Here is a 17,588-nt window from a genome sequence, read left to right as displayed (position 1 = left end):
GGCCTTCGCGGCCGCACCCGACCTCCCTTCGGTGGAGTTTTTGACGATCACTCCTTCAGCGCGTACAACCAGGCCAGCAGGAGGGAACGGGAGAACCCGTCATCGATGGGAACCGTCTCCGCCAGCTCAATCGCCTGTTTCCGGGCCTCCGGTCCGGACAGGGCCCAGTAGGCCAGCAGCAGGTCCCCGTAGGTGCGGTTGAAGGTGTCGGCCGTCAACGCCTCGTCGACATTGGTTGCCACCCGGGCCCGGTCCACCCCCAGGTAGGTGGAGGCGGGGGTCACGGGAAGAACCTGGATGGCCAGGCCGGCTTCCGGGTCGGGGGAGAACCAGGTGGCGAAGTCCCGTTTGCCGCCGAAGTTCAGAGGCAGATAGCTGTACTCGAGGGGTGCGTACAGCGGGTCGTCGACGTTGAAGTTCAGCCAGTACTTCAAAGCGGTGTCGGCCTCGCTGGACTGCATCCAGGCAGCCTGGTCCGCCAACGCCTGATCGCCGCTGGTTTCCGCCCAGAGCCGCAGTCCCACCCAAGCCGCGACGGCCTCGCTGGTGGATTCCTGGTTGTTGGCATCCGCGAATGGTGAGGTGCCCGAGGCCCACGAGTGGGAGGCATAGACGTCATAGACGCGCATGGCGGGGAAATTGTCCGAGGCCGTCGGGCGGGCGATGTCGGAGGCCAGCAGGGTCGCCATCGGTGACAGTTCCGGGAGCAGGCTCGGGTCGTCCATGGCGGCGAGGGCCGCCGCGTGCAGGAAATAGCCGTAGTGGAAGTGGTGGTCGTTGAACTCGTCGCTACCGAAGGTGGACACCAGACCGACCATGCCGTGGTTGGTCTGGTCGTAGAAGAAACAACGGTCGGCCTTCGAATTGGCGCATCCCGCCGGGTTCAGCCACGTCTTCAGTTCGGGCACCAGCCGGTTGCGGATCGTTGTCGCCAGGTCATCGCGCCCCAGCGTTTTCGCCAGGTGCATGAGCTGGGCATCCCGGGCCATTGCCTTCCCGGCGAAGTAGGTGTCGGCGGGGTAGACAGGAAGGCCTCGCACGTCCGTCTCGAGGTGTGTGGCGATTTTCGTGCGGGCGGTTTCGTCCAGGCCGCTCAGGTCGTAGGTCGCCGGCGCCGACTGTTTCGGGGTGTTCCAGGTCACCGAGGACGTCAAACACAGCTGGAGTTTGCCGTAGACGCTCTCGTAGGTTCCCAGCTGGCAGTCCTGGGTGGTGTCCGCCTGGTGGGGCATGGTGGCCACCAGGGTGGGTGCTCCGTCTGTGGTTCGCCACTCGATGGTGGTGGAGACCTTATCGTCGCCGACCTGCCACGATGCTCCGGACGAGGCAACGGGGTGGATCTTGTCCAGCAGGTCCGCCTTCGACATCCCCTCGGGAACGGCGGTCCATGTCGCTGCCTGCCCCTCCGCCAGCTGCAGCTGGGAGGCCCCGGAACCGGGGTCGGGGGTCAGGGCGAAGCGCTCAGGCAGCGGGGAGGTTTCCAGGGTCACCGACCTCGACGCGGTGAAGGTGATCTGGGGGGAACCCTGGGCCAGTGTGACGCGGCCCACGGGCCCGGATGCGTCCCGCGCCTCCGCGACGACGGTGACTGTGTCGTAGGCCACCACCTGCCAGCCCTCAACACCCGGCAGGGTTATGGAGACCTCGGGCCGGTGACCACCGAACAGGGTCTTCTCGGTGGATTTCACCTCCGGCAGCCCGAAATCGAACCCGGTGGCCTTCAGCTGGAAGCTCAGCGGCAGGGGATACACCGGTAGGGGTTCGGGGCCGAAGACCAACCCCGAGAACCACCGGTTGGTGGGTGGCACGAGACCCTTCGCGAGTCGGGCGGGGTTGAGATCCTTGCCCTGGCGGTGGTTCACCGCATCAAGGGCGGCCGCCTCACCGGACAACCCGTTCGTCGACGCGCCCGTCGAGGGCGGGGGTTCGGGCGAGGGTTCGTGAGAACACTGGCTGGACAGCAGCACGATCGCGATCGAGCAGGTGAACGTCAGGAAGGGTTTGAGAAATCGTTTCAACGCAGGCCGATCTTCACCAGGAATTCACGAAGAGTCTGGGTGGGTCCGGCCAGCGGACCGTCGTCCCTCAGGCTCATGACCGCATTGACGGGCGTGTTTCGCCGGGTGAGCAACGTGAGGTCGTCGGCCTGGAGACCGTCGCTGGCGACCGTCACCTCAGTGACGGTTTTCTTCGAGGTCTCGTCGGTGCCGATGTTGACGCTCATGACCCGTCCTTCCACGAGCTGGCCGTCGGGCAGGTGAATCGCGACCTTGCCATCTTGCTCGATTCGTCCGTAGTCGGAGGGATTGAGCTGGAACGTCGCCACCACGGTCTTGTTCTTGTTGGAGACGATCTCGGCCAAACGCTCGCTGCCGTTGACGTAACTGCCCTCGAAGGCCGTGAAACTCTCCAGGTAACCATCGATGGTGGCGTAGAAGGTGATGGTGCCCAACTCCAGGTCCACCTTGTAGCCGTCGGTGCTGGTTGGTTTCATCCCGAGGGCCGCCATGTCCCGCAAGTTAGAGCTGATTACCGTGAAGAGCTGGTCGCCGGCCGATACGTGATCACCGGGATTGCGTTTCTGATCCGTGACCAGGCCCCCGTACGGGGAGGCGACGACCGTGCGGGGAGCATCGACGTGGGCCGCGATACTTGCCACCTGATTCTGCCGCTGGTTGAACAACAGCGTCAGTAGGCCGACGATGAGGACGATGACGACGATGCCGCTGAGGAGCTTGAGACGATTCAGCCAGGACATGGATCAGCCCTTTCGGTCTTGAAGTTCGGGATTTTCTGCGAGGGCGCCCTTGGCTGCCTGGGCGTCCAGGATGGCTTCGATGTCCAAGGCCTCGGACTGCCTGCCCACCGAGACCAGCTGCCTGTCGGCGTAGGGGGATTCAGCTGCCTCCAGACCGCGCTGGGGCTGTGTCTTTTCCCGTTTCTTCTGCCGGTTCTCCAAGAATGCAGTCACGACGAACGCACCGAGGAAGAAAGAGTTCAAAACGCACCAGAACGTGGCGATGTTGAGATGTCCCATCGAGTAGTCTCGGTAGATGGAGACGATCGAGGTAGCTACCATGAGGACGAACGCCCAGACCTGCACCATTATGAAGTTGAACGCGGAGGCCTTACCGCCGGTGGCTCCCGTGACCGACCATTTCGTATCCACCTTGAGCAGGGCATTGAAGAATGCCTTGATGTAGATCGGGAAGGAATTGGCAGCGAGCAGGAGAACCTCCCAGCGGAATGTGCCCGCGATCACGGCTGCCAGCAAAATCTGCATGGCGTAGAAGCCGGGGTAGAACAAGGCCCACTCGTACCATTTGACGGCGAGTGTCACGGGTCGCAGGTCGAAGAACACCTCCAGCACAGGGACCAGCATGAGAAGGCCCGGTGCTATGCCCGTGAAGTAGAACGTGCACGTGGCGAAGTACATGAGCCGTTGGTCCATGTGGAGGCGACGACGTGGCCTGAGGGGGTTGTGCGTCAACAGGATCTCGAACCCCCCGGTGGCCCAGCGGAGCTGCTGCTTGCTGTAGGACTCGATGGTGTCGGGGGTCTCGCCGATGGCGAGCTCCTTGGGCTGGAAGATCGAGCGCCAGCCTCGCTCGTGCAGGAGGATCGAGGTCCAGATGTCCTCCGACTTGGACTGGGTGTAGATCCCGCCGATGTCCTTCACGGCCGCGCGGCGGAACAGCACGTTGGTGCCGACGCAGAACGCCGCGTTGAACTCGTTGCGCCCCGGCTGGATGAACCGGTAGAAAACCATCTGGATGAACCCCGCGCCCCTGGAGACGATGTTGTTGAGGTTGCCGTAAACCTGAGGCGTCTGCACGAAGGCCACGTTCGGGTCCTCCATGAACGGAAGGGTCTCGTAGAGGAAGTCGGGTTTGGCCACGAAGTCTGCATCGAAGATGACGAAGAACTCGGCCTTGGCCACCGACAGGGCGTTGTTGACGTTGCCGGCCTTGGCCCCGGAGCTGCCGAGGCGGCGCACGTAGCGGCAGCCGAGGGTCTTGGCCAGGTCCCGAACCTCATCCGAGTCCCCGTCGTCCAGGATCCAGGTGGTGTGGAGGCCGCGCATTGCCATGGCGGCCTTGACCGTGGTCCTGATGACGTCCAGTGACTCGCCGTAGACCGTGATCAGCACGTCCACGTTGGCCTGGCGGCCGTTCAGGTACATGGGCCATTTCGTGGGGTCGTTGCTGATTCTCAGGCGGGCGTTGAGCTGCGGGTCGAACATCTTGGCCTGGGCGGCCTGGAAACTGTAGCTGGGCTGGCGGCCGTAGCCGGACAGCATTGTCCACAGTGCCATGGCAGCCTGGAAAATGAGAATCAGCTCGCACGAGATGACGATGAGCCAAGGGATGAGGTCACCCCTGAAGGCGGGGTTGAGGATGAAGCACGTGTATGCAAGAACGCCGATCGACGAGAGAATGGCGACCAAGAACAGGGTTGGGGAGTAGCGACCTGAGGTCGAGGCCCGGCGTTCCTCGGGGGCGAGGTTGTCGACAAGCGCTAGTTCGGTGTCGGCATTAACGGTTGATAAATCAACTTTTGGGCGGCGGCGCCGGGAATGGCGTGACGAGGGCACGGGGCCTCCTGTTGAAGTTGTCTTCTAGTGCTGCTTGAGGGGATTGGGGGACGCGAAAATCGAATGAGGTTAACCTTCGCCGCCAAGAGTATACCTTGGCCAATCTGAGTTTCGTGCATCGACGGGTTCGTGGGAGTTGCGCAAAGAACTGCCGGGTGCTCACGAACGGGAAATTGTCGTCTTGTCGTTCTGTGGCTGATGGCTGCACCGAAACAAACTGACAAGGATGGCTGTGACATGGCTCAGGTGTCGGAGCTGCCGTGCTCGTGCTAGTCAGCGGTGAGGGGCGAGCTCCAGGGTCGTCGGGTGCGCTGCCCTGAGGCCCGACGGGGGGCGTGGCCAGCTTGCGTTGCCGTTTCTTGACGTCCAGAAACGATGGGGTATCGTAGGTATCTCGAAAGAGTTTCGTAAGCAAACGGAAGGGTCCAGCGATGGCGGTGGAACGCACGGAACGCGAGAGCGCGATCCTCGCGAAGCTTGCCGACGACGGACGGCTGAGCGTCTCCGGGCTGGCCAGCGACTTCGGGGTGTCGGAGGTGACCATCCGCGGCCACCTGCGCACCCTTGAGCAGCAGGGCATGCTGGTGCGCACCCGGGGTGGGGCGCGACCCATCACCCTCCAAGGAATCCTGCAGCGGCAGCAGGTCAACCTGGAGGCCAAGGAGAGGATCGCCCAGGCCGCCGCGGAACTGATCGGCGACGACGACACCGTCATGATCGAGGCCGGCACCACCGCGGCGCTGATCGCCCGGCACCTGACCGGCAGGCGAGGGGTGCAGATCGTCACCAACTCGACGCTGGTGTTCAACAACGCCCGCGCCAACCCAGCGCTGAACATCATCCTGGCGGGTGGGGTGTTCCGGCCCGAGTCGGAATCCCTCGTCGGTCCCCTCGCGGAACGCGCCATCGCCGATTTCAACACCCGCATCGCCTTCCTCGGCACCGACGGTTTCTCTCCCGAACGCGGTCTGACGACGCGTTTCGTGGAAGGCGCGCAGGTGGCCACCACCATGCGGGAACGCGCTGAGGAGACCTGGCTCGTCGCCGATTCCTCCAAGTTCGGGCAGGCGGGGTTCGTCTCCTTCCTGCCCCTGGATGCCATCACCGGCATCATCACCGACTCCGGTCTCCCCGACGATGCCGTGGAGGCCCTCAAGGAACACACCCACGTTCGCATCGTCTAGGAGAAACCAAATGGCAACCGTCATAGTCATGCCGGCCCTCGGGAACAGTGTCGAGTCCTGTCTCATCGTGTCCTGGCTGGTCAAGGAGGGCGACACCATCGCCGAGAACGGCATCCTCTGCGAGGTGGAGACCGACAAGGCCTCCATGGAGGTGCCCAGCACCGCCTCCGGGACCGTGCTGAAGCTGCTGTGGGCCGAGGGCGACGACGTCCCCGTCATGCAGCCCCTCCTCGTGGTCGGGGAACCCGGCGAGGACCCCGCCCCCGTGCTCGCGGAGGTGGGTTTCGGTGCCGCGCAGGAAGAGACCCCCGAACAGACCGCCGTCGCGGCCGCCGAGCCCCCGGCGCCGGTCGTCACCGGCGCATCCGTGGCCGGTGACGACCGCGGCTCCAGTCCGCGCGCCCGCAACCTGGCCGCCGCCGAGGGCATCGACATCGCGGCTGTTCCCGCGGGCACCGGCCCCGGAGGTCGCGTGATCGCCCGCGACGTCGCCGTTGTCGCCGAGACCACCACCAGGGCGGCGGCCCGGGCCGGAGCGGTCGCGGGGCAGGGCAGCGGGCTCGGTGGCCGCATCAGCCAGGCCGACCTCGCCGCCCCCGCCGCACCGGCGGAGGAAACCTCCACGCCGGCCCCCGTGGCGGTGGCGGGAGCCGACCCGGACTTCCCCGGACCCAGCACAAGCACCCCGCTGAAGGGCATCCGCAAAGTGATCTCCGAGCGGATGATGCACTCCCTGGCCAGCTCCGCGCAGCTCACCTACACCACCACCGCGCGGGCCCAGGGCCTCCTCGACATGCGCAAGAAGCTGAAGAACTCCGACCCGGCGCTCGGCCTGAACAAGGTGACCATCGGCGACCTCGTCGGTTTCGCAGCCGTCAGGACCGCCGCCAAGCACCCCGCCCACAACGCCCACCTCGAGGACGGCGTGCTGACCACCTTCGAACGGGTCCACCTCGGTTTCGCCTGCGACACCCCCCGCGGCCTCCTCGTCCCGACGGTGCGCAACGCCTCGCAGCTCAGCCTCGGCAAGTTCTCCGCGATCTGCAAGGACCTCGCCGCGCAGGCCATCGAGGGCAGCATCAGCCCCGACCTGCTGGGCGGGGCCACCTTCACCGTCTCCAACCTGGGTGGTTTCGGCATCGAACACTTCACCCCGCTGCTGAACGTGCCCCAGACCGCGATCCTCGGTGTCGACGCCATCTTCCCCCGTGCCTACGCGGATGAGAAGGGCAAGGTCCGCGTCGAGCAGCGCATCGGGTTGTCGCTGACCGCCGACCACCGGGTCATCGACGGCGCCGACGCGGCCCGTTTCCTGCAGGACCTCGTGGCCTTCCTCGAGAACATCGAACTGGCCGCCCTGAGCTGAGAGGACGAAAAATGACCGACCACGACGTCATCGTGCTGGGCGGCGGACCCGGCGGCTACATCGCCGCCGAGCGGCTCGGCCACGCGGGGAAGAAGGTTCTCCTCGTCGAGGCCGCCTCGCTGGGTGGTACCTGCCTGAACGTGGGATGCATCCCCACCAAAACCCTCCTCGGGGCCGCCAAGACCTACGACCACGCCCGCCACGGCGCCCAGTTCGGGGTGAAGATCGACGGCGCCCATATCGACTGGCCCGCCCTGCAGAAATGGAAGGACAAGGTGGTCTCCACCCTCGTTGGCGGGGTCGCCGCCACCGAGAAGAAGGCCGGGGTCACCGTCGTGCACGGCCACGGCACCTTCGACGGCCCCGGAAGGGTCACCGTCGACGGCACCACCCACACCGCCACCCACGTGATCCTCGCCACCGGATCGGTGCCCGTGATGCCCCCCATCCCCGGTGCCAAGGACAACCCGTTGGTCATCGACTCCACCGGCGCCCTCTCGCTGCCGGAGATCCCGGAACGCCTGGCCGTGATCGGCGGCGGCGTCATCGGGGTGGAGTTCGCCTCGCTGTACTCCATGCTCGGCACCCAGGTCACCGTCATCGAGATGCTGCCCGAGATCGTTCCCTTCGCCGACGACGACGTGGCCGCGCAGCTCCGCAAGGCCCTGAAGGACGTCACCTTCAAGCTCGGCTGCCGGGTCACCTCCATCGACGGTGGAAAGGTGAACTGGACCACCGCCGACGGCGCCGAGGAGAGCGTCGAGGCCGACTACGTGTTGATGGCCGTCGGTCGCAGGCCCGCCGTTGACGGCTGGGGCGCGGAGAACACCGGCCTGGAGTACTCCGGCCGTGGAGTGGTCGTTGACGACCGGATGCGCACCAACCTGCCGAACGTGTGGGCGATCGGGGACGTGACCGGCCGCAGCCTGCTGGCCCACGCCGCCTACCGCATGGGTGAGGTGGCCGCCGCCAACATCCTCGACCCCGAGGCCCACCGCCGCGGCGAGGTGATGCGCTGGCACACCGTCCCGTGGGCCGTCTACACCGCCCCCGAGTGCGCCGGCATCGGACTCACCGAGGCCGCGGCCAGGAAGGCGGGCCGCGACGTCATCACCGCGAGCGTCCCCGGCTACATGTCCGGCCGGTTCGTGGCCGAGAACGGTCTCCAGGCCCCGGGACTGGCCAAACTCATCCTCGATGCCGAGACCCACCAGGTGCTGGGCATCCATGTGCTGGGCAGCTATGCCGCCGAGATGATCTGGGGCGCCTCCGCCGTGCTGGAAACCGAACTGGACCTCACCGACCTGCGCCAGCTCGTCTTCCCCCACCCCACAGTTAGTGAACTGATCCGCGAGGCCGCCTGGGCGGCCAAGGCCTGATCGACAAGGAAAGAGACAACGAAACCATGACCCGCTCACTCATCGTCGATCCGACGAACGTGCGTGCCAAGGGCGTCATCACGGCGCCCGAGATCCCCGTCAACGCCTACGAACCCAACTTCAAGGCGGAACTGAAACGCTACGGCAAGCAGGGGCTCATCGACATCCTGCACGACATGATCGCCGTCAGGTCTTTCGAGACCATGCTCAACTCCATCAAGACCACCGGCGCCTGGAACGGTGTCGAATACAACCACCGCGGCCCCGCGCACCTGAGCATCGGCCAGGAGTCCGCCGTCGTCGGGCAGGCCTCACAGCTGGAGGTCGACGACTTCGTCTTCGGCTCCCACCGCAGCCACGGCGAGATCCTCGCCAAATGCTTCTCGGCCGCCCGCAAGCTTGACCCGGAGCGCCTCGAAGAGATCATGAAGACCTTCCTCGACGGCGAAACCCTCGCCTTCGCGGAGCAGGTGTCCAAGGAGGACCTGGCCGACGTCGCCGAGAACTTCATCCTCTACGGTGCCGTCGCCGAAACCTTCGCCCGCAAGGCCGGGTTCAACCGCGGCCTCGGCGGTTCCATGCACGCCTTCTTCACCCCGTTCGGTTCCATGCCGAACAACGCCATCGTCGGCGGCTCCGCGGACATCGCCACCGGAGCGGCGCTGTTCAAACGCATCAACCGCCGGACCGGCATCGTGATCGCGAACATCGGTGACGCATCCATGGGCTGCGGCCCCGTCTGGGAATCCATGATGATGGCCGCCATGGACCAGTACCGCACCCTGTGGAAGGACGGTGTGGAGGGCAACCCGCCGATCTGGTTCAACTTCTTCAACAACTTCTACGGCATGGGTGGCCAGACCGCCGGCGAGACCATGGGCTACGACATCCTGGCGCGCGTCGGCATGGGCGTGAACCCGGAGGCCATGCACGCCGAACGCGTCGACGGTCTCAACCCGCTCGCCGTCGCCGACGCCGTCGCCCGCAAACGCGAACTCCTCGATGCGGGTCGCGGACCGGTGCTCACCGACACCATCACCTACCGCTTCTCCGGGCACTCCCCGTCCGACGCGTCGTCGTACCGCACCCGCGAGGAGGTGGAGCTGTGGGAGAACCACGACGGCCTCAAGAACTACGCCGCCTACCTGATCAAGAACAAGGTGCTCACCCAGGCCGACGTGGACGCCATCCAGCAGAGGTTCGACGAGCGTCTCACCAAGGTGATCGCCCTGGCGACCCGCGACGAGGACCTCAGCCCGCGCGTGCACATGGACTTCATCGACACGGTGATGTACAGCAACGGCAACAAGGAGAAGCTGTCGGAGGAGGAACCGCAGCTGCTCACCCCGCTGGCCGAGAATCCGCGCGTCAAGGCGCTGAGGAACAAGATCCGCACCGCCCGCGACGAGAACGGCAAACCGGTCTCCAAGAACAAGGCCTTCGCCTACCGCGATGCGATCTTCGAGGCCGTGGCGCACCGCTTCGCCACCGACCCGACGCTCGCCGCGTGGGGTGAGGAGAACCGCGACTGGGGTGGCGCGTTCGCCGTCTACCGTGGCCTGACGGAGCTGCTGCCCTACCATCGCCTGTTCAACTCGCCCATCTCGGAGGCCGCGATCGTCGGCGCCGGTGTCGGCTACGCCCTCTCGGGGGGGCGCGCGCTGGTGGAGCTGATGTACTGCGACTTCCTGGGGCGCGCGGGCGACGAGATCTTCAACCAGGCCGCGAAGTGGCAGGCGATGTCCGCGGGTCTGCTGGAGATGCCGCTGGTGATCCGTGTCAGCGTCGGAAACAAGTACGGCGCCCAGCACTCCCAGGACTGGGCGGCGCTGTGCGCACACATGCCCGGTCTGAAGGTCTACTACCCGGCCACCCCCTACGACGCCAAGGGCATGATGAACCTGGCGTTGCGCGGCACCGACCCGGTGGTGTTCTTCGAGTCCCAGCTGCTCTACGACAAGGCCGAGGAGTTCCAGCCCGGCGGTGTCCCGGAGGGCTACTACGAGGTTCCGGAAGGGGAACCGGTGGTTCGCCGCGAGGGCACGGACCTGACCATCGCCACCCTCGGCGCCACCTTGTACCGCGCCCTCGAGGCCGCCGACATCCTGCAGTCGAAGTACGGGCTGTCGGTCGAGGTCATCGATCTGCGGTTCGTCGCCCCGCTGAACCTCGACCCGGTGGTCGAGTCGGTGAAGAAAACCGGTCGGCTGCTGCTCAGCTCCGATGCGGTGGAGCGCGGCTCCTTCCTGCATGACGTCGCGTCCAAGGTGCAGAGCATCGCGTTCGATCACCTTGACGCGCCCGTCACGGTGGTGGGGTCGCGCAACGCCATCACCCCGGCGGCGGAGCTGGAGAAGGAGTTCTTCCCGCAGCCCGAGTGGCTGGTCGACGCGGTCCACGAACGGATCCTGCCGCTGCCGGGTCACGTGACCGTCAGCAACCAGACCACCGCCGAACTGGCCCGCCGCACCCGCGAAGGGCTCTGAACCCACCCCTCGAAGTTGGTTGAGCCGGACTGCGATGTCTCCTCCTGAAGCTGGTTGAGCCGGACTGTGACGTCTCCTCCCGAAGCTGGTTGAGCCGGGTCGTGAGGAACGAGCGGCCCGTGTCGAAACCATCCGGCGGTCGGGAGGCAGACCTGAGTTCAGGTTCTCGGGCGCGGTCGTCTTGGTTTTGACTCGATCTGCTCGCTGGCGCTCGCGGATCGGCTCAACCGGCTTCGAGAAAGGCATAGCCGGCTCAACCAGCTCTGGGGAAGCGATGGGGAAGAGAGGAAACAGGAAACACATGAACCAGATCAATGACCCGGGGATCTCACCCGAGGAACGGTTGGCGGCGTTGCGGGTCGTCGCCGACCAGGAGACCTTCCCCGACTGGGTGGTGGAATCCAACAACCACATCCACACCTGCTATTCCTTCAGCCCCTACACCCCCTCCGGTGCGGCCCTGGGCGCCAGGCGTGCCGGGTTGCGCGTGGTCGGTTCCGTCGACCACGACTCCATTGCCGCCGCCGCCGAGATGACCGAGGCCACCCGCATCCTCGGAATGGGCAGCGTGACGGGGTTCGAGTGCCGCGCCTTCTTCGACCCCGGCGGCCCCTTCGCCACCAGGAAACTCAACAACCCCGACTCCGCGGGGATCGCCTACATGACCGTGCAGGCAATCCCCGCCCCGGCCAGGGCGGAGGTGGATGCGTGGCTCGCCCCGCGGCGCGCAGCGCGGCTGGAGCGCACCCTCGCGATGGCGGAAGCCGCGAACTCCATCCTCACCGGCCTCGGACTGGCCCCCTTCGACCCGCAGACCGACATGGTGTCCCGTTCCCAGTACGCCACCGGCGGAGGCATCACCGAACGCCACCTCTTGGCGGCCATGGCCGACGCCCTCATCGACGGTTTCGGTCGCGGTGAAGCCCTGGTTGCGGGGCTACAGGGCATGGGCATCGACGTCCCCGCGAAACTCGCCGGCGTCCTGGGCGATGCCGACAACCCGCACCTGACCTACGACCTGTTGGGCGTGCTGAAATCGGAATACCTGGCCAGCATCTACATCCAGCCCGCCGCCGACGAATGCCCGACCGCCGAGGAGGTGGTGGCCCTCGCCGACTCCGTCGGGGCGATCGCCACCTACGCCTACCTCGGTGATGTCTCCGCCTCGCCGACCGGCGACAAGAAGGCCGAGAAGTTCGAGGACGACTACCTCGACGACCTGTTCGACGCCATGGCCGAACGCGGACTGCGGGCCGTCACCTACATGCCACCCCGCAACACCCCCCAGCAGCTGCGCCGCATCCACGACCTCGCCACCCGTCACGGCATGTACGAGATCTCCGGGGTGGACATCAACCAGCCCCGGCAGTCGTTCACCTGCCCCGAGTTGCGGGATCCCGGGTTCGCGGCACTCAACGAGGCAACCTGGGCACTCGTCGCCCACGAGGCCCTGACCTCCGTCGACCCGTCGCTGCACATCCTCGGCGAGGGCCGGCCACGACCCGAGCGGCTCGCCGCCCGCATCGCCGCGTTCGCGCCCCTCGGCCGCGCCCTGGCCGACGGCGCTGACGCCACCGAACTCGCCGCCACCGCCCCCAGACTGTGAAACCTGAAACCGGGAGAACACCATGAGCAATGCCCCTAAGGTGAGGGGAGCGTTCCTCACCGCCCTGAACCGTCCCGTCCTGGTGCGCCCCAGCGACGCCGAGGCCACCATCGTCCTCGACGAGACCACCATCCCCGCCGATGTCTCACTGCCCGTGGTGGTGCGGCTGGGGGAGGAGACCTACGAGGTCACCGCCACCCCGCGCGGTGAACGCGAGATCAGCGGCCGCGTCGCCCTGGTCACCGGCGGTGCGCAGGGATTCGGCGCGGAGATCGCCAAGGGCCTTGTCGACCAGGGCTGTTTCGTCTTCATCGCCGACCTCAACGGCGACGGGGCCGCCGCCAAGTGCGCGGAACTTGGCGTGGATCTCACCCACCCCATCACCGTGAACGTCGCCGACGAGGAATCCGTCGCCGCGATGGCCGCCGAGGTGGAGCGGGTCGCGGGTGGGCTCGACCTGGTGATCTCCAACGCCGGGATCGTGCGCGCCGGATCCGTGCTGGAACAGGACGCCTCAGCGTTCAAGCTCTCCACCGACATCAACTACGTCGCGTTCTTCCTCGTCACCAAACACCTGGGCGGTCTCCTGGCACGCCAGCACGAGGCCGCTCCCGGGTGGCTCACCGACATCATCCAGATCAACTCGAAATCCGGGCTCGTCGGCTCCAACAAGAACGCCGCCTACGCCGGCTCCAAGTTCGGCGGCATCGGTCTGGTGCAGTCGTTCGCGCTGGAACTCGTCGAACACGGCATCAAGGTCAACGCCGTGTGCCCCGGGAACTTCTACGACGGCCCGCTGTGGTCCGACCCCGACCGGGGACTGTTCGTGCAGTACCTCAATTCCGGGAAGGTGCCCGGCGCGAAAACTGTCGAGGAAGTGCGGGCGTTCTACGAGGCCAAGGTGCCGATGCGCCGCGGCACAACCGGCATCGACGTGCTGCGCGCCATCTACTACATCGTCGAACAGGCCTACGAAACCGGCCAGGCCGTGCCCGTCACGGGCGGCCAGGTCATGCTCAACGCCTGAACCCCGAGAAACCAAAGGAAAAAACATGAGTGACATTCCCGCCACCCAGCACGCCATCCAGATCGTCGGGGTCGACGAGTTCGTGCTCAACCCCGCCAAACCCGTTGACGAGGTGGGTCCCCACCAGATGCTGCTCAAGGTGGAGGCCTGCGGCATCTGCTTCAGCGACACCAAACTGCTGCACGCCTTCGATTCCCACCCGCGCAAGGCGGAGGTGATCTCGGGGATCGCGCCCGAGGCCCTCGCCGAGATCCCGGGCTACCGTCCGGGCGGGCAGGCGACGGTGCCCGGTCATGAACCGGTGGGGCGCATCATCGCTGCCGGGGAACAGGTGACGCACTTCAAGGTGGGGGACCGGGTGCTGGTGCAGGCCGACTGGAAGCACCTGCGCACACCGAAATCGAATGGTGCGTTCGGCTACAACTTCGAGGGTGCGCTGCAGGAGTACGTCGTCATCGACGAACGCTGCGTGGTCTCGCCGTCGGGTGAGGAGTTCCTGATCCACGTCACCGACGGGCCGTCGGCGGCCGCCGTCGGGTTGATCGAGCCGTGGGCCACCGTGGAGGGTTCCTACGCGTGGGCGGAACGCGATCACGTCGCCGATGGTGGCCGGCTGCTGGTGGTCGGTGACGGCGAGCTTGGTTCCCTCACGTCGCAGCACCGGCCCGCGGAGACGGTGCGGGCCGATCCGGAGGAGGTCGCGGGGCTGGGCGGGGAGAGCTTCGACGACATCGTTTGTTTCTGCTCCGACGCCGAGGTGATCGAGGCCTGCGCGAAGCTGCTCGGCACGCGCGGTGTGCTGTGTGTTGTGCTGGGTGGTGGGAGGATCGACCGCAAGGTGAGTCTGGACATCGGTCGCGTGCACTACGACTTCATCCGGTTCTGTGGCACCACCGGCGATGATCCCGCCGACGGCTACGCCTGGATTCCCGCGACGGGTGAGCTGCGCACCGGCGACAAGGTGGCGATCATCGGGGCCGCCGGCCCGATGGGGCAGATGCACACCATGCGGGCCGTCACCTCCGGGGTGCCGGGCGTCACCGTCACGGGCACCGACGTGAGCGACGAACGCCTGGAGCACCTGCGCGGGGTCGTGGGGCCGGTGGCCGAGGCCCGGGAGGTGCCGCTGGAGATCGTCAATACCAGCGTCGCCCCGCTGAAACCCGGCTACACCCACCTGTCCTGCATGGTGCCGGTGCCGGCTCTGGTCTCGCAGGCCGTCGACCTGGCCGGCGAGGGCGCAATCGTCAACGCCTTCGCGGGCATCCCCGCGGGCACCTTCGGTGACTTCGACCTCCAGGGCATCATTGAGCGCCGCGTGTTCATGCTGGGCACCTCCGGTTCGGATGTCTCGGACATGCGCACGGTGCTGCGGAAGATCGAGGACGGTGTGATCGACACCACCATCTCCCTCGACGCCATCACCGGCATGGCGGGTTTCGCCGATGCCATCGGTTCGGTCATCAACCGCACCTCGGGAGGAAAGATCATGGTCTTCCCGTCGCTGCACGACCTCGGCCTGATCCGCCTGGCCGAGCTGGAGACCAGACTCCCGCACGTCGCGGCGAAACTGAAGAACGATCGCTGGACGAAGGAGGCTGAGGAGGCTCTGCTGGCGGGGGAGTGATCCCGTGAACGATCGCTGGTCGTGGATCGTTGGTTTCCACGACCAGCGGTTCCTCGTCTCCACCGCGGTAGCATCGCAATCGAGTCGTGATGCGGGAGGTGATGGCATGGGGCGCACCACGCTGATGCTGGATGAGGAAGCTGTCGTTGCTGCCCGCGAGCTAGCTCGGCGGGAGCACCTGAGCCTGGGGGAGGCCGTGTCGCGACTCGTGCTGCGAGGGGCGCGTATCGACGCTGAGGAGCGGCTACCGGTTGTCAGCGAGTTTGCCCAGTTGGGGCGTCGCCCCGGCAGGGTTGTGACGAGCGATGATGTTCACGCGGTTCTCGAAGATGAAGGCGAGTGACCGTCATACAGTGAGGCTTATTCACAGATGGCGTGTCGACCAGCAAATGCCCTAGTCAGAGCACATTTTAGGGTGGTCGTGAATAAGCCTTGGTCAACCGATCCCTGACTGTCTATTACGTTTTGAGTCCGGTTCGGCTTCGCCCGTCTAATCCCGGGGAGAGGCCGCGGAACGGATCCCACGCACCGCGATGAGACTGAATGCCGCGACGAGGGAGCCGATGCCGACGATCATTGCGGCTGTCGGGGAAAGCCAGGCCAGGACGATCGTGAGTACGCCGGCGGCCATGAGCAGGTATCCGGCCGGGCGGTAGGCGCGGGCGCTTCCGGCACGGTAGTGCTCGAGGGTGGGGTTGTTGAATCGTCCCTCGGGGCGGGTCCAGGGTAGGACGGCTCCCAGGCCGGTGACAACGATGCCGGCGGCCGTCGTCATGATGGCTTCCAGGGGCGCGTTGAAGCCCACGTAGAGGGCGATGAGCCCGAGGTGCAGGGCGGCGATCAGGACGCCGACCAGCACCAGGACGCAGTTGAGGACCTTTGTTGAGTTCTCGGTGTTGGCGACGGCGCCCGCGGGGAAGCGTTCGAGGAAGCGCGGGTTGAAGCGTGGTGCGAGAGCGACGAGCCCCGCGACCACCACCAGGATGAGAGGAGGAACGAAGGCGGTGAACTCGCGGCTGGGACTGTTCTCGCCGTGACCGTTACCGGCGGGGCGGGTGACGAGTTCCGGGGCCATGTGCGGGTAGGCGATGATGCTCACGACGAGCAGAGCGATGGCGATGACGAGGCAGACGATGAACCCGGTGCGGGGCGTCCGGGACGTCGTTGGGGTCGAGGTGGTGGACATGGGGTTCTCCTTCCGGGGTCAGCGCGTGAGGAATGACTTCAGGGACAAGATGAGGTCCTCGATGGTGGACAGGTTGGCGCGGTACTGCACCTCTGTGCCCAGCTGGCGCGAGACGAGCAGCCCCGCGCTCTTCATGACCTTGAGATGACCGGAGAGCGTGGAGTTGGCGATGCCCAGGTCCTCGGCGATCTGGCCGGCGCGGACGTAGTCCTTGTCCTTGAGGTAGTTGAGGATCTCGGAACGGGTCACGTGCGCCAGCGCCGCATGGGCCTCCCCATAACATCCTTCGGTATTTCGGGTCATAACGAAATAGTACTCTCGGGAAGCGCCCGCGACAAGTCCAGACCGAGGCGAACGCTGATCCAGGCGAGTTGGAGTGCGTGGGCCTGCAGGGAGTCGTGAAGCGACGCACTACCGGTGCCCCGCCCGCTTCGGGAGCAGCGTCGGCGGTCCGCCTGAGCAGTCCCGCCGGAATCGTTTCGCGTATTTGAGGGCCTGTACGGGCGGCACGCGCGTGTCCTGGCTCCGCGCCGCGAAGAGAACAGGGACGATATGTGTTTTGAAGATTCAGTCCGCCCGATCAATGGCGGGCGCTATCAGTGATACCCGGCGCTCGTGGGTGCGCCGCGATCACGCGTTTTCAATGCCGAGCGTCGTAAGCCAGTCGTGGACCGGGGTGAGCCGACGCAGAAGACCCACTAGTTCGTGAAGTATGCTTGAATCGGCGTTATTGAGTGCTGTGGTGATGGTGTGGCGGGCTTGTGTTCGTTCCGTGTCGGTTGGGTCCAGTTTCAACAGTGCGTTGATTAGATATTTGACCTCCCTTGGGTTGGTTTTGGGTAGTGCTAGTGCTGTAGTGATGGTGTGGCGGGCTTGTGTTCGTTCCGTGTCGGTTGGGTCCAGTTTCAACAGCGCGTCGATTAGATCGTTGATCTCCCGCGGGGTGGTTTCGAGTGCTAGTGCTGTAGTGATGGTGTGGCGGGCTTGTGTTCGTTCTGTGTCGGTTGGGTCCAGTTTCAACAGCGCGTCGATTAGATCGTTGACCTCCTCCGGGGTGGTTTCGAGTGCTAGTGCTGTGGTGATGGTGTGGCGGGCTTGTGTTCGTTCTGTGTCGGTTGGGTCCAGTTTCAACA

At 65.8% G+C, this 17,588-nt stretch carries 14 protein-coding genes; 8 read left to right on the top strand and 6 right to left on the bottom strand.

The window, feature by feature from the left end; all coding sequences use genetic code 11:
* Positions 1 to 47 precede the first annotated feature (47 nt).
* From ACO6D6_RS05630 to ACO6D6_RS05620, 3 genes are read right to left on the bottom strand one after another with little or no spacing between them, the layout of a single operon-like run.
* A complete protein-coding gene (locus tag ACO6D6_RS05630) occupies positions 48 to 2,018 on the bottom strand; it encodes a glycosyl hydrolase (protein WP_484783966.1) in 1,971 nt (656 codons plus the stop codon).
* Positions 2,015 to 2,758, bottom strand: a complete 744-nt coding sequence (locus tag ACO6D6_RS05625; RefSeq protein WP_412054412.1) for an HlyD family efflux transporter periplasmic adaptor subunit — start codon at positions 2,756 to 2,758, stop codon at positions 2,015 to 2,017. Before ACO6D6_RS05625 ends, ACO6D6_RS05630 begins: the two co-directional genes overlap by 4 nt.
* A gap of 3 nt (positions 2,759 to 2,761) precedes the next feature.
* On the bottom strand, positions 2,762 to 4,315 hold the full coding sequence (locus ACO6D6_RS05620; protein ID WP_484783965.1) for a glycosyltransferase family 2 protein: 1,554 nt from the start codon (positions 4,313 to 4,315) through the stop codon (positions 2,762 to 2,764).
* A gap of 710 nt (positions 4,316 to 5,025) precedes the next feature.
* Between ACO6D6_RS05620 and ACO6D6_RS05615 the strand changes: the two genes are divergently transcribed.
* The 8 genes from ACO6D6_RS05615 (at position 5,026) to ACO6D6_RS05580 (ending at position 15,612) form a co-directional block, all read left to right on the top strand.
* Complete coding sequence (locus ACO6D6_RS05615; RefSeq protein ID WP_484783963.1) at positions 5,026 to 5,778, top strand: DeoR/GlpR family DNA-binding transcription regulator; 753 nt, start codon at positions 5,026 to 5,028, stop codon at positions 5,776 to 5,778.
* A gap of 10 nt (positions 5,779 to 5,788) precedes the next feature.
* Positions 5,789 to 7,144, top strand: coding sequence for a dihydrolipoamide acetyltransferase family protein (locus ACO6D6_RS05610; RefSeq protein ID WP_484783961.1), 1,356 nt, complete (start codon positions 5,789 to 5,791; stop codon positions 7,142 to 7,144).
* A gap of 11 nt (positions 7,145 to 7,155) precedes the next feature.
* The gene (gene lpdA / locus ACO6D6_RS05605; RefSeq protein WP_484783960.1) at positions 7,156 to 8,523 is read left to right on the top strand and encodes a dihydrolipoyl dehydrogenase; all 1,368 of its coding nucleotides are present in this window, start codon (positions 7,156 to 7,158) and stop codon (positions 8,521 to 8,523) included.
* A gap of 26 nt (positions 8,524 to 8,549) precedes the next feature.
* On the top strand, positions 8,550 to 11,009 hold the full coding sequence (locus ACO6D6_RS05600; protein WP_484783958.1) for an alpha-ketoacid dehydrogenase subunit alpha/beta: 2,460 nt from the start codon (positions 8,550 to 8,552) through the stop codon (positions 11,007 to 11,009).
* Between the two features lie 301 nt (positions 11,010 to 11,310).
* Positions 11,311 to 12,615: a PHP domain-containing protein gene (locus ACO6D6_RS05595; RefSeq protein WP_484783957.1), complete on the top strand. Its 1,305-nt coding sequence runs from the start codon at positions 11,311 to 11,313 to the stop codon at positions 12,613 to 12,615.
* A 22-nt stretch (positions 12,616 to 12,637) separates the two neighbouring features.
* Positions 12,638 to 13,642, top strand: coding sequence for an SDR family NAD(P)-dependent oxidoreductase (locus ACO6D6_RS05590; RefSeq protein WP_484783956.1), 1,005 nt, complete (start codon positions 12,638 to 12,640; stop codon positions 13,640 to 13,642).
* Positions 13,643 to 13,667: 25 nt separating this feature from the next.
* Positions 13,668 to 15,269 (top strand): alcohol dehydrogenase catalytic domain-containing protein, encoded by a 1,602-nt coding sequence (locus ACO6D6_RS05585; RefSeq protein WP_484783955.1) that lies wholly within the window; start codon positions 13,668 to 13,670, stop codon positions 15,267 to 15,269.
* Positions 15,270 to 15,273: 4 nt separating this feature from the next.
* Positions 15,274 to 15,612, top strand: a complete 339-nt coding sequence (locus tag ACO6D6_RS05580; protein WP_484783953.1) for a hypothetical protein — start codon at positions 15,274 to 15,276, stop codon at positions 15,610 to 15,612.
* Positions 15,613 to 15,759: 147 nt separating this feature from the next.
* Here the strand turns inward: ACO6D6_RS05580 and ACO6D6_RS05575 are convergent, their stop codons facing one another.
* The 3 genes from ACO6D6_RS05575 to ACO6D6_RS05565 form a co-directional block, all read right to left on the bottom strand.
* A complete protein-coding gene (locus tag ACO6D6_RS05575) occupies positions 15,760 to 16,455 on the bottom strand; it encodes a hypothetical protein (protein ID WP_484783952.1) in 696 nt (231 codons plus the stop codon).
* 18 nt (positions 16,456 to 16,473) lie between these two features.
* The gene (locus ACO6D6_RS05570; RefSeq protein WP_484783950.1) at positions 16,474 to 16,758 is read right to left on the bottom strand and encodes a metalloregulator ArsR/SmtB family transcription factor; all 285 of its coding nucleotides are present in this window, start codon (positions 16,756 to 16,758) and stop codon (positions 16,474 to 16,476) included.
* Positions 16,759 to 17,085: 327 nt separating this feature from the next.
* Positions 17,086 to 17,588 (bottom strand): hypothetical protein (locus ACO6D6_RS05565; RefSeq protein WP_484783949.1); only part of this gene is annotated, 503 nt, incomplete at its 5' end.

This window comes from Arachnia sp. (assembly GCF_057238465.1).
This window is presented reverse-complemented; position numbering and strand designations above follow the sequence as displayed.

Coding starts and splice junctions, on each gene's coding strand:
- ACO6D6_RS05625 (WP_412054412.1), bottom strand. CDS start 2,758: ATGTCCTGGCTGAATCGTCTCAAGCTCCTCAGCGGCATCGTCGTCATC.
- ACO6D6_RS05620 (WP_484783965.1), bottom strand. CDS start 4,315: ATGGCACTGTGGACAATGCTGTCCGGCTACGGCCGCCAGCCCAGCTAC.
- ACO6D6_RS05615 (WP_484783963.1), top strand. CDS start 5,026: ATGGCGGTGGAACGCACGGAACGCGAGAGCGCGATCCTCGCGAAGCTT.
- ACO6D6_RS05610 (WP_484783961.1), top strand. CDS start 5,789: ATGGCAACCGTCATAGTCATGCCGGCCCTCGGGAACAGTGTCGAGTCC.
- lpdA (WP_484783960.1), top strand. CDS start 7,156: ATGACCGACCACGACGTCATCGTGCTGGGCGGCGGACCCGGCGGCTAC.
- ACO6D6_RS05600 (WP_484783958.1), top strand. CDS start 8,550: ATGACCCGCTCACTCATCGTCGATCCGACGAACGTGCGTGCCAAGGGC.
- ACO6D6_RS05595 (WP_484783957.1), top strand. CDS start 11,311: ATGAACCAGATCAATGACCCGGGGATCTCACCCGAGGAACGGTTGGCG.
- ACO6D6_RS05590 (WP_484783956.1), top strand. CDS start 12,638: ATGAGCAATGCCCCTAAGGTGAGGGGAGCGTTCCTCACCGCCCTGAAC.
- ACO6D6_RS05585 (WP_484783955.1), top strand. CDS start 13,668: ATGAGTGACATTCCCGCCACCCAGCACGCCATCCAGATCGTCGGGGTC.
- ACO6D6_RS05575 (WP_484783952.1), bottom strand. CDS start 16,455: ATGTCCACCACCTCGACCCCAACGACGTCCCGGACGCCCCGCACCGGG.
- ACO6D6_RS05570 (WP_484783950.1), bottom strand. CDS start 16,758: ATGACCCGAAATACCGAAGGATGTTATGGGGAGGCCCATGCGGCGCTG.